A 12,546-nucleotide genomic window follows, 5' to 3' on the forward strand; every position below is an offset into this window, starting at 1 on the left:
GAACCCGAATTGCCGGACTCCTCCTGCTAGGAGCGACAAGAGAAGGAAAAAGGAGCCGCAAAGCGCCTGAAAACCGTCAGTTTGCGACTATTAGCAGGGGCTATATGGGCGCTTTCCGCCCGATTGTAAGGCGGGTTGTCGATCTTCGGGGTTCGGGCGCCGCTCTAATAGTCCTTCGACACCCGCACGCTCGCGCTCGACCGACCGATCGTCGAGATGGTCGACAGCAGCGATAGCCAGCGCGTCATCTGATATTCGACCCGTGTTGCGGAATAGCCCTGCCCGTCCGTGACCACTTCAACGAACAGGCGGCGCGTGATGTATTTGCCCGCGCCGATCGCGGTCTTCTGGCCAGTCGCGACGTCCGCAGGCACGATGCGCAGTCGATCGAGGCCGATTGCCTTTCGCAGCCCGTTGATCGGATCCAGACTGCCTGAACCAGACTGAAGCGCAGCCACCGCGGACGCGAGCTGTAGCGCTTCCGGCGCCGACAGGTTGGTGATCGACGTGCCGAAAAGGATTCGCGACAGCAGTTCGTCCTGGGGCATCGGTGGCGTGCTGGCGAAGGTGATCTCTGGCCTCAGACCTGTACCGCGGACGTCGACCGATGCACTCAATCCCTGCACGGTGGCTTCCGCGTGGATGTCGAGCAGCGGATTGACCGGCGTCTCACCGGCGAAACGGATCACCCCGCGGTCGAGACGGAAGATACGGCCGGCGAAGTCGTAATTGCCTCGAACAAGGTTCGCGGTGCCGGTGAAGCTTGGGTCATCAGCAAATCCGCCGACACGGAGGTTGGTCGACCATTGGCTGTCGATGCCGAGGCCGGTCACGCGCACGTCATTGCCGGCGACCTTCAAGTTCAGCTTCCACGGGTGCAGCTCGCGCGGCTCGATCACGTCCTCCGGCGAAAGGCCGGTCTCGCGAACGTTGAGCTGCGGGACGCCGGAGGCGGCGCTCGCATGGCCGAGCTGGAACTTGCCCTTGTTGAGCTTGAGCTCGCCGGAAATCATTCCCCCCTGCCCGTTCGACCTAATCTGCAGCGGACCTGTCACGCGCGCCGCGACGTCGTCGCGGTTGAGCAGCAAAGCCTGGTTGGCGTTGAAGTTCAGATTGAGGTCCGTGCGGCCCTCTGCGAAGGTCACGCTGCCGGTACCGGAGATCGAACCGCCACCCGACGTATTGCCGCTGATCTGATTAAAGATGAGCTGAGGTCCGGAGAAGCGCGCCTGCGCCGTGACCTGCTGGATGACCATGCCGGTCACGGGGCTTTCGAGCCGAGCATTTTGCGTCCGTAGCGCTCCGCGAATGACCGGATCGCCGAGCCGCCCGCCGATGTCCGCGCCGACGGCGATCGGGCCGGACATGTCGATGACTTCACTTCCCGTCAGGCGCCACAAAGTCTCCGCCGATCCAGAGAATCTCAATTGTGCGAACAGAGGTGCGTTCATCAGCTCGGCGACCAGCGGTCCGCCGCCCATGGGCGCGAAGCGCGCTTGCGCCCGGCCGACGATCTTCCCTGCGTTTGCAGCGACGGCGCGAAGCGCGGCCTTGTCGTTGCTGAGGACGGCCGCGACGCCCACGTCTATCGGGCTGGACGCAAGCACAAGCCCTGCGCGGCTGAGCCCACGGATCTTCAGGTGGAGGCTGCCGCTGCGATTGCCCTTCCAGGCATAATCGAGCCGCCCGCTCGCAGAGCCTGACAAATCGAGGTTGGGCCAAGCGATGTCGAGAACCTCCATCGGCATCGCTTGCAGCTGCGCATGGACTTCCGGATGCGATCCGCTGCGGCCTGAAACGACAGCCGTGCCCCCGGCGAAACCGAGGCTAGTCGGCGCAAGCGCCCACCCGTCGCCGGAGCGAGTCAGCACGGCTGGCTGGTTCAGGACGAGCGGTCGGTTCTCGACACGTCCGCTGCCGGTCAGCCGGATCATGTCGGGCGACACGCTTGCTACTGTAGAGAATGCGAATGCCGCACCTCGCCGGCCCGCAAAGGCTGCACGCACCTCGCCGGTGCCATTGACCATCTTCGCATTGGCGGTGAGGCGCGCGAGCGAAACCGCGCCAGCCGAAAGGCCCCGCGCGTCGAGGGAGCCCTCGATGGTCGTGCGCTGGTCGGCGAGAATGATCGAGCCGTCGACCCGGCCGGCGAGGACGGCGAAGGCGGGGAATTTCGCATTGTTCGCCGTCAAATGCGCGTCGATCCGCTGCGCCTTTCCGGCGGGCGAGAAGTCCAGCGTTCCGGCGAGCGAACCGCCGCCCAGCGTCAGTCTGCCGGTGAAACCACCCGGATCGGATCGCAGGTCGCCGCTCGCATGCGCACCCCCCGCGTCGAGCGCCGCGATGGAGATGATCGTCGGTCGGTTCGGCGGAAGCAGTATCCGGCCGTTGCTGGTGAACGGGCCGAGACTGGAGCCACCGCTGGCGCGATAGTTGAAGCCCGCCGGCGTCGGATCGAGTAGCAGCCGCACGTCTGAGAGGCCGAGGGAATCGTTCGGCCTCGTCAGGAACAGGTCGAGCCTGGGCCGCTCGATATGGCCGTCGAGGATCAGCCGCAGAGGGCCATACTGCGCCTGCCTGCCCTGGGCGACGATGTGGAACGTACCGTCATGGAAGCGCTGCCCCGCCCCCGAGAGCCTCAGCTTCGGCGAATAGAGCTGCAGGTTGGTGAAGTGGACGATCCCGTCGTTTCCGCGCTCAAGGTTGGTCGTCAGCGACGGCAATCCGTCGGTCAGCTGCTGGAAGAAGCTGTTGTCGAGGCGCCTGACCCACGCCTTCGCCGTCCCGACGACGTGGGAGCCCTTGTTGTTCGGACCGGGCACGACGCGAAGGTCGGTCATCACGTCGACGATGCCGAGGCCAGGGATCAGGTAGCGCTGCATCGCGCCTGAAAGCGTCACGTCGAAACGGCCCGTGACGAGATCGATCAGCAGCGAGATCTTGCCGGTCCATTTCGCGCTAGTCAGGCGGAGGCCATCGCCGCGCACGAGCTTCGGTGTGATCGTCAGCCAGCCCGCGATCTTGGGGTTGGCGAGCATCGCCCCGGCAACGTCGCCTATACCGGTGATGGCGCGGGCGCTGAGAACTATCGGCACGCGCATCGGCCAGGGCCCAAGCCGCCCTCGCCCTTCCGCCCGCAGGTTGTCGAAGCCCGTGTCGTCGAACTGCACGTGCGGCGACGTCAGGCGATATGAATAGTCGGCGGTCGAGAATGGCCCATCTAGCGTCCACACCATGCGGACGTCCTTGCCCGTCATGTTCGGGAACAGCGCCTGCGGTTTCAGCAGGTCGACACCCAGCCGCATGCCTCGGAAGCGATTGTTGGCTAGGTCGAGCGCACCCTTCGCCACCGCGCGAAGCTCCGGCGTCGCCATAGTAAGATCGCCGTCGAGGATGCGATCCTTGAGCGTCGCCTCGCCGTGAACATTGACCATCGGCACGGTCAGACGCTGGAGCTTGCCGGTCAGGAATTGCGCGGGAGCCCACTTGCCCTCGAGGCGGTAGCGGCCACTGTCGACACCCAATGCGAACCGGGCCGCCGGGCGGCCGGAAAGATCGAGCGCGGCATTTCCCCGCCAACGCCTCCAGCTGCCATTCCCATCGATGTCGAGATTGATCGCGCGGCGGGTTCCCACGAGCGCAGGCACAAGGCCGTTCGCGGGCGCAATCACCCGAGCGCCAATGTCGAACTTGTTCCGGTCAGGCTCGGCATCGAGCTTGAAAGCGATCCGGTCCCCGCCGTTGTTGATGAGCGCGCTCAGCTCGACCAGTGCGCGGCCACGATGAACGTCCGCCTTCCCATGAAGGCTTCCGCTCCGCGCCTGACCGCCAATTTTCGGGCTGATATCAAGCCGGTCAATGCGGAACTCGCCGACATGAATGTCGAAGCCCGGGAGTATTGGTCCCTTCCTGGTGCTCGGCTTGAGCGCTGGCAGGCGAAGCAGGCTGACGCGCTCGGCGGTCAAACTGTCGATCGATAGTTTGTTATTGAGCCAGGCGCCCGGCGCCCAGTCGAGCTTAATGTTCGGCGAAGTCAGGAAGACGCCGCGCTGATCGGATACGACAACGTTGCGAAGCTGCGATTTGCCGAAGATCGAACCGTCGATCCGCCCAATCCGGATCTTCAGGCCCGATGACGTTTCGAGCCTCTGGATGCGGTCGACAATGAAGCGATGCCCAGGGGCGGTGTCGAGCAGCACAAGCGCTGCCGCGAGCAGGAAGAGCAGAGCGACGAAGGCTGCGAACAGCTCATTGAGGAGCCGCCACTTCCAGTCGGGCCGAAGCCGCCGAGGCGGAGGCGGCGTTCCTTCTGTGGTGGCGGCTACGTCAGCCATCTTAGAAGGCCTGACCCAGCGCGACCGTCACGGCGACCGGTCCGTCCCCCTTCTGCCGGTTGAGCGGTACGCCGACATCGATGCGGATTGGGCCGAAGCTCGAATAATATCGAACGCCCAAACCGGCCGCCAGACGCCAGTCGCTGAAGCTTGGCAGCGCCTTTGTTGTAAGCGAGCCGCCGTCGAGGAACGGCACGATTCCGAAATTGCCGCCGAACTGCTTAAGCCGGATGCGAGTTTCGAGACCGAACTCGGCGAGACCCCGGCCACCGATCGGATCTCCGTCGACGTCCTTGGGCCCAAGTTGCTGGTACCCGTAACCGCGAACCGAACCGCCGCCGCCCGAATAGAAACGCCGCGACGGCGCAATGTCGAAGGACGAGGCGCCGGCGATGGTGCCGAGCCGAATCCGGCCCGCGGCAACAACGCTGTCGGACAGCCGGTGATAGGCGCTCGCGTCGAACTGCACGCGAGCATAAGTGAAGCGGCCGCCCTGCATCGACAGTTCGGGACTGACCCGTCCGTTCAGGCGGAAGCCCTTGGTCGGATCGAGCAGATTGTCGCTGCCGTCATAACCGAGCCCAAGCGGGAGCGCGGCGATGAAGAACCTGCGCGTGGACTTCTCGCCTGACCGGTCGAAGGCGCCCTGCTCGTCCGTGCCGAGGATCTCGGCGCCGTAGGTCCAGGTCCACCGCTTCTGCCAGATGAAGTTGCTCTGCCGCTCGATGTTGCCGGACAGCGAAATGGTCCGCGCCTCATATGCATCGTACTTCTGGTGACCTGCCGAGGCGGCGATGTTGAGCACCTGGTCGCGCCGCATAAAGTCGTTGCGGCGCAACTGAACGGCAGCAAGCTGCTCCATCGTACCTGCGACTGCGCGCAAGGTCAGGGCGCCTTCCGGATTGAAGAAGTTGCGGTCGGTCCAGCTGGCCTCCGCCCGGAAGCCCTGCCCCGTTCCGTAGCCCAGTTCACCGGCGATCGTATGCGATGGCGCAGGTTCCAGATGCACTGCCAGATCGACAGTCCGCCCGCCGTTCACGGGCACGAGCTGGATGTCGGCGCTCGACACCAAGGTCGTCGCGATCAGAGCGCGGCGGAGGTCGTCGACCTTCGATTGCTTGTAGAGGTCGCCGGGCCGGAATCGCGCGATGATGGCAACGTGGCGGGCGCTGAACGGTGGCTGTCCTGTGACGCGGATCGTTCCGAAATGCGCGACCGGACCGGGTGTAACCGGCAGCACCAGGCTCGCAAAATGCGTCTGGTGATTGACCTCGATCTGCTGCTCTCCGAGCTTCGCCTGAGCAAAACCGTTCTGCCCGAGGGCACGGGTGAGCGCCGTTCCTGCAGCGATTACATCAGCGGCAATCACCGGATCGCCGGGCTTCACCGCAAAGGCGTTGCGCAACTTCGCCGCCGTCTCCCCGGCAGCCGCGAGCCCGGGCAGCTCTACGGAGACGAAGCGATATTGCTGACCTGGATCGGCGGCGAGCACGACCTGAATGGCGCCGGCGCTGCGTTCGGTCCGCGCATCGACTACTGCGTCGTAATAGCCCTGCGCGCGCAGCAATTGCGTCAGCAGGTCTGCGTCGGCGCGTGAGCGGCGGCTGATCTGCGCCGCGTTAGCGGCATCCTTGCGGTCGGCTTCGAGGGCGGATTGCTGCCGGAAGGACTTCAGCAGCTCTTCGGAATTGCCGATCCCGCCGATGCCTTCGATCGCCCAGCTGTAGCGTATATTGCCGCTAGCCTCGTCGACCGCCGGCGTTGCGGCAGCCTGCCCGCTCGGTGTCGTCGGCACAGGCTCCGCCTGGTCTCTCGCGTTGAGATCGGGCCATTCGACGCCGAGGTTGGGCAGCGGGGCCATTGGCGAGGACGGATCGAGTTCGCCCGGCTCCGGCGGAGGCTGCGTCTGAACCTGCGCCGCTTGCGCCACAACGTGACTGGGCACGACCGACACGGTCGCAGCCGCGCATAGCAGCCGCGCGGCCCGCCCCAATGATCCCCGCCCGGTCATTAGAGGCAAGCCTTAACCAGCACTGCTGAACGGCGCCAGTATGAAGCTTTCACTTCGGCGGGTCGAACGGCCGCCGCGGCGCTTTTAAATTCAATGCCTTAGTGGATCAGCCCGCGGACTTCGTCATTGCTGAGCGTGGCAATCACGCGCTCGATGTGCCGCCAGTGGCAGAAACGGCTGACGTTGCCATCGTCGCGGCTCCGCTCCGCCCTGGCCGCGGCTTCGTAGCCGGCATCGTCGCCAAAGCGTTCCATCAGCTCCGCCGCATCTGCCAGCGCGAGCCGTCCGTGGATGAAGGGCGTGTCCATGCACAGGCCAGTAACCGCGCCGCTGTTTCCCGACTGCGCACAAGCAAGGTCAACGAACTGTTCACTATGTTTTCGAGCTGCGAGCGCCGATTGCGCGCTGATTAACTTCGCATAGAATGCGTGACTGGAAGGGGGGCGCCTTCGTGACGGACTTGTTCCTGTCCTACAAAGCGGAAGACCGGCCGCGCGTGGCGCCGCTGGTACAGGCGCTCGAGACCGATGGGATCTCGGTCTGGTGGGACGAACATATCGGCGGGGGCGATGAATGGCGCGACACCATCCTGCGCCATCTTGAGAGTGCCCGCATCGTCATGGTCGTGTGGAGCAAGCGCTCGATCGGACCTCACGGCCAGTTCGTGCGCGATGAGGCGTCGCGGGCGCTGAGGCGCGGAACGTACCTCCCGGTGCGCATCGACAAGGTCGAGCCGCCGCTCGGGTTTGGCGAGAGCCAGGCGCTCGACCTTCACGGCTGGAAGGGCGATCGATCCGACCGACGTTATCAGGCGTTGTTAGCGACGCTCCGGAAGCGACTCGGAATTGAGGGGACCCCTGCCGCGACTCCCTCGCAAAGCGGGGGCTCAAACCGCCGGACGGTAATGATCGGAGCAGCGGCCGTCGGCACTGCTGCGATCGCGGGGCTCGGCACCTGGCTCTACACACGAAGCGCCGGCGGGAACGACGACAGCATCGCCGTACTCCCCTTCGCCAACCTCAGCGGCGACCCGAACCAGGCTTACTTCTCCGATGGGATGGCCGAGGAGCTTCGCAGCGCCTTGTCGCAAATCAATGGCCTCAAGGTCGTCGCGAGAACTTCGTCCGAAGCCGTCCGTGACGAGGACGCGAAAGAGGCGGCACACAAGCTCGGCGTGAACAACATCCTTACCGGAAGCGTCCGCCGCTCACCCAACATGATCCGCGTCAGCGCCCAGTTGGTGGCCGGCAACCAGGGGGTCGAACGCTGGTCCGCAGTCTATGACCGGCCGGCGGTCGATGCGCTTCAAGTCCAAACTGACATTGCCAATCAGGTCGTCGATGCATTGAGCATTCGCCTTGCGCCGGACGACCGCAAGCGGCTCGAGCAAGGCGGCACCACGAATGTGGACGCCCACGATCTCCTGCTGAAGGCACAATCCTACGAAAGCCAGGGGCCCGATTCCGCGGCGTTGCAAAGGGTCATCGGCATGGTTGATGCGGCAATTGCGCTGGATCCGAAGTACGCCGATGCGGTCGCCACGAAGGCTCAATTGCTCACTATCAAAGCCGGAACGTTCTCTACGAACGCTGCAGAGTATCGGCAGGGTTATGCGGTGGCGGAGCAGACAGCGCGACGCGCGATTCAGCTCGCCCCAAGGTCACGCTCAGGATATCTCGCGCTCGCGGTGATCCAGGATCAGCAGCTGCAACGTCGCGCCGCCTTGCAGCAGTTCCAGAAGATGGCGTCGCTCCCCGGCGACGACGCCAAGACCCTTCCGACCTATGCGATTGTCCTGTCCGAGCTCGGTCGCAGCGGAGAGGCGCTGCAATTGACCGATCGCGGTATCGCGCTCGATCCGCTGAACCCCGTGAGCTATCGGTTGAAGGCGGCAGCTCTGGCCAATGCGCGGCGCTACTCCGATGCTGCCGCTGCAATCGAAAAGACGATCGAATTAAGACCTCAATCGAAACCCGCCCGATCTTTTCACGCGTTTTGTGAAGCGATGATGGGGAACACGGAGCAGGCCCGGAAAGAATTCGCTGCGGCGTTCGGCGATATTTTATTGGCCCCGCCGGGCGACCTCGCGTCGCTTACTGCCAAAGATCATGCCTTGGGCGATAAGGTGCTTGAACGCCTGAAAGCGTCGGGTGAAGGCGGCCTTTACCAGATGGCGCAGATTTACGCGCAGATGGGGAAACGGGACGAAGCCATCGCGTCACTCAACAGGGCTTGGGAGGTGCGCGATCCTGGCCTGACAATGATGAAAGTCGACCCCCTCGTTGATCCGGTGCGATCGGATCCACGGTTTCAGTCGTTGTTGAAGAGCCTCGACTTTCCGGCCTGACGTGTCGGCGCCGTTTGGCAACGGCCGGCAGAAGGCATAAGCTTGCCGCCCGCGAGTGGGGGCGCCGTGGCCGACCTGTTCCTTTCATACAAAGCGGAAGACCGAAGCCGCGTTGCGCCGCTCGTGCAGGCGCTGGAGATGGACGGCTACTCCGTCTGGTGGGATGCGCATATTGGGGGCGGCGACCGGTGGCGCGACACGATCCTGCGCGAGCTTCAGGCCGCCGCGTGCGTGATCGTCGTTTGGAGCAAAAGATCGGTCGGCCCCAGCGGTGAATTCGTCCGCGACGAGGCAAGCCGGGCGATGCGACGGGGCGTTTATCTTCCGGTCCGCATCGAAAAGGTCGACCCGCCGCTAGGTTTTGGAGAGACGCAGGCGCTCGACCTCAAGGGTTGGAAAGGCGACCGCGGCGATCAGCGATATCAGGCCCTGGTCGCGGCGTTGCGCAGTCGGCTGGGTGGAGAGCGTGTCGCGTCCGCCGTCCCCGCGCCCAGCAGAAAAGACCTCGATCGCCGGACGCTCCTGATTGCCAGTACGGCAGCGGCGGTCGCGGCGGTGGCAACGAGCGGCAGCTGGTATTTCACACAATCTCGAAAGAGCCGCGACAACAGCATTGCGGTGTTGCCGTTTGCCAACCTCAGCGGCGACCCTGGCCAGGCATACTTTTCCGACGGCATGGCGGAGGAGTTGCGAACCGTGCTCTCGCGCATTCCGCATCTCGACGTCGTGGCGCGAACGTCTTCCGAGGCAGTGAGAAATGCTGACGCAAAGACTGCTGCTTCCAAGCTGCACGTCGACAACATCCTTTCGGGCAGCGTTCGCCGCTCTCCCGCCATGCTGCGGGTCAGTGCGCAATTGGTCGACGGCAAGGACGGCACAGAGCGCTGGTCCGACGTCTACGACCGGCCGGCCGGCGACCTGCTGCAGGTTCAGACTGATATCGCGAACATGGTGGCGCAGGCCCTCAGCATTCACTTGGGAGCCGACGAGCGGCGCGCCCTGAACGAAGGCGGCACCAACAATCCGGAAGCATTGAACCTACTGCTCCAGGCCCAGGAGATTGTGTGGCGGAGCGACGACGCACCCTCCGTGGGCCGCGCGATGGAGTTGGTCGACCGTGCCCTCGCGCTCGACCCGAAGTTTGGCGACGCACTGACCGCGAAGGCGTACATCCTCGCTTATCTTGGCGGCTACCTGGGCCGGAGCGCAGCCGACGCCAATGCCAAGCGGGAGGCGGCTGAAAAGCTTGCACGCGAGGCTATCCGCGTCTCACCCCGCTCCGCCGCCGCGCGCGGGGCGTTGGCCGACATTTTGTGGGGCGGGCTTCAGCTCAGAGCAGGCCTCGCCGAGTTTTCACGCATGGCGAAGCTGCCGGGCGCCACATCCAGCTATTTCAGCGGCTTCGATTCCTACGCATTCGCACTCGCCCAATGTCATCGCTTCGAAGAAGCGGCGGCCCGCGCCGAACGAGTCATCGCGGCGGATCCGCTGAACCCTTACACCTACTCATCCAAGGCGATGACCCTTGCGAGCGCTCGCCGCTATTCCGAGGCGGAGCAGGTCATTCGCCAGGCGATAGAGCTCGGACCAGAAATGATCTGGCCACGCGCATTTCGCGGATACTACCTGATGCAGATGGGCCGTGTGGATGAGGCGGCGCAGATCTTCACGGCAATCGGCGGCGATGGGCCATGGCTCGCCTGGCGCGCGGTCGCAGCCGAACGCCAGGGCGACCGAACCGAGGCGGACCGGCTCGTTTCCATCATGCAGAAGTCGATGGGCGATGGCGCCCTGTACCAATATGCGCAGGTCTTCGCTCAGCAAGGTCGCGCAGACCAGGCGCTCGCGGCGCTGGAGGACGGCTTGGCGAAGATCGATCCCGGTCTGACGTTCGCCCAAGTTGATCCCTTGCTGGATCCTGTTCGCAAGCACCCGCGGTTCCAGGCTCTGCTCAAACGCCTGGACTTCCCGACTTAGCGCTGGCGCTTACCCTACCCTCGTGCCACTGCGCCGCCGATGACGAACCGTACACCCATGGCTGGGGGATGCCTCCTCACCATCTGTATCCTTGCGGGTTTCCCCATCGGTCTCAGCATCGGTAATCCGATGAAAGGCATCTTGATCGGCACGGGCGTCGGAATCGTGCTAGCTGCCCTGCTCTGGCTGATCGACAGCAGGCGTTCTGGCTAGACGACTTTCCTGCCGGACCAGATCACCCGGCCAATGCAATTGATCTCGTCCATGCTGCGGTCTGGCCAATCGGGATAAGCGGGATTGTCGGAGCGCACCGTGACCCTCCGCCCCATCGGACTGAGGGCGAGGCGCTTCACGACCAGGGCCTCGTCGACCCGCAAGACATAGATGCCATCGCGAAGACGGTCGCCGCAATCGCCGAGGTCCACGAGAATGTCGTCGCCGTCGTTGAGGGTGGGCGACATGGAATCGCCTTCGACACGGACGATCGACAGATTGGACGCGGGCGTCGCCGTGAGCGCTTTGAGCCAGCGCTCGTCGAAGCCGAAATAGGGTTTCCCATAGCCTTCGTTGACGATCGCGCCGGGGCCGGCCGAAGCGAACACCGGGTGACGCTTGATGCTAACAAGCCCCTCGGCAACGCGCTCCTCCTGCGGACCGCCGAGCAATGTTTCGGAGATTGAGAAATAGCGGGCTAGCTTGCGCCGCTCCTCTTCCTTCAGGCGCTTGGGCACGCCTCTACGGACGAATTGCTGGATGTAAGCCGGATTGCGGCCGAGCATCCGCGAGAGGCCGGCGAAGTCCTCTCCACGTTCGGAGCATAAACTCTCAATCACGGCGCGCGGGTCGGACATCATTAATCCCTCGTAAACGATAGGTATCTGCCTAGACAAGTAGGAATTGCATTGGGAATGGACAATCCGCCGAGTCGTTAGGTCGAGTAAGGATTGTTCGGTACTTATCCCCTTCGAGCATGTAGGGGATAATAGGAAAATGCCTACCAAACAATTCGTTACTTGCCTGACCCCACAAACGAGGAGCGCGGAGGCAAGATCAACCACATGGCTCAAACTAGTAACTACGTTCTCGGGGCGTCCCGTCTTGCCCTTGTCTGTGGCGGCGGTCTCTTGAGCGCGTTCGGTCCGGACCAAGTCCCTGAACAGTTCAGGCCGTACCTCCTTGGGCTAGGCCTGTTATTGGTTGTCACTGGGGCATTACTGCCGCTGATATTGCGGGCCGTGCGGCACTTCTGGCCCAAAAGACTTCCGCTGTACGTTGATTGCCACATGGGGCGGTTGCCCGCGTCGCTGAAGGGGGATGGCCTGATGAGGACCTTCTCGCTCATCAACATGGGTAACAACGCATACTCCATGAGCAGAGGGACGAGGCCGTACACTGACGGCGCGGCTCTCGACTGGGGAAACGAGAGGCCGCCGCATGGCGCTCGTATAACTGTAACAAACCATGGCGACAGGCCGCTTCTTGGCGTTCACCTGAAGGGTGAAATGTCAGTGCAAGAGTGCCTGAGGCCCGCCCCTGGTCAAACTCAGAGCGGCCAAGAAATCGGCAAACTGGATATCGCGCTACCTCTGGACCGGATTCTGCCGGGAGAGGCAAACGCGGTCACGGTCTACCTCTACAATCAGTCGCCCAGCTTTGGTGTTCTGACGTTAACCGGGGCCGTTGGCGCGCCGATTGGCGAGAAATCTGGTACTATCCCCATCGAAACAAACTGGCTGGGGCAACATGTGTCCCTGTTTCCAGATGAGAGGTTCGACAAATGAGTGTGCAAAGCCGCTTTGACCGCCTTCTAAAGGCGATGGTCTCAGGCGAGCCGCCTAAGGCCGGGAAGAAACCTCAAGAACCATCTCCCGAATCTG

The 12,546-nt window shown here is 63.6% G+C and carries 8 protein-coding genes; 4 read left to right on the plus strand and 4 right to left on the minus strand.

Annotated elements, in window-relative coordinates:
• Positions 1-164 precede the first annotated feature (164 nt).
• The 3 genes from AC4GYV_RS08235 to AC4GYV_RS08245 form a co-directional block, all read right to left on the minus strand.
• Positions 165-4,334, minus strand: a complete 4,170-nt coding sequence (locus tag AC4GYV_RS08235; RefSeq protein ID WP_491100165.1) for a translocation/assembly module TamB domain-containing protein — start codon at positions 4,332-4,334, stop codon at positions 165-167.
• 1 nt (position 4,335) lies between these two features.
• Entirely contained in the window at positions 4,336-6,345 is a 2,010-nt protein-coding gene (locus AC4GYV_RS08240) for an autotransporter assembly complex protein TamA (protein WP_491100166.1), read from the minus strand.
• Between the two features lie 98 nt (positions 6,346-6,443).
• A complete protein-coding gene (locus AC4GYV_RS08245) occupies positions 6,444-6,653 on the minus strand; it encodes a hypothetical protein (protein ID WP_491100167.1) in 210 nt (69 codons plus the stop codon).
• Between the two features lie 116 nt (positions 6,654-6,769).
• On the opposite strand from AC4GYV_RS08245, the gene AC4GYV_RS08250 reads away from it, so the two are divergent.
• The 3 genes from AC4GYV_RS08250 to AC4GYV_RS08260 all read left to right on the plus strand — a co-directional run bounded on the left by AC4GYV_RS08250 (position 6,770) and on the right by AC4GYV_RS08260 (position 10,882).
• Positions 6,770-8,692 carry a TIR domain-containing protein gene (locus AC4GYV_RS08250; protein ID WP_491100168.1) on the plus strand — a complete coding sequence of 641 codons (1,923 nt, stop codon included), beginning with the start codon at positions 6,770-6,772 and terminating at the stop codon, positions 8,690-8,692.
• Between the two features lie 66 nt (positions 8,693-8,758).
• A complete protein-coding gene (locus tag AC4GYV_RS08255; RefSeq protein WP_491100169.1) occupies positions 8,759-10,669 on the plus strand; it encodes a TIR domain-containing protein in 1,911 nt (636 codons plus the stop codon).
• Between the two features lie 39 nt (positions 10,670-10,708).
• Positions 10,709-10,882 (plus strand): hypothetical protein, encoded by a 174-nt coding sequence (locus tag AC4GYV_RS08260; protein WP_491100170.1) that lies wholly within the window; start codon positions 10,709-10,711, stop codon positions 10,880-10,882.
• Here AC4GYV_RS08260 and AC4GYV_RS08265 read toward each other — a convergent pair.
• Entirely contained in the window at positions 10,879-11,520 is a 642-nt protein-coding gene (locus AC4GYV_RS08265; protein WP_491100171.1) for a S24 family peptidase, read from the minus strand. The genes AC4GYV_RS08260 and AC4GYV_RS08265 overlap by 4 nt on opposite strands.
• 432 nt (positions 11,521-11,952) lie before the next feature.
• On the opposite strand from AC4GYV_RS08265, the gene AC4GYV_RS08270 reads away from it, so the two are divergent.
• The gene (locus AC4GYV_RS08270) at positions 11,953-12,450 is read left to right on the plus strand and encodes a hypothetical protein (RefSeq protein ID WP_491100172.1); all 498 of its coding nucleotides are present in this window, start codon (positions 11,953-11,955) and stop codon (positions 12,448-12,450) included.
• The last annotated feature ends 96 nt before the right edge of the window (positions 12,451-12,546 follow it).

This window comes from Sphingomonas sp. SP4, from assembly GCF_058313375.1.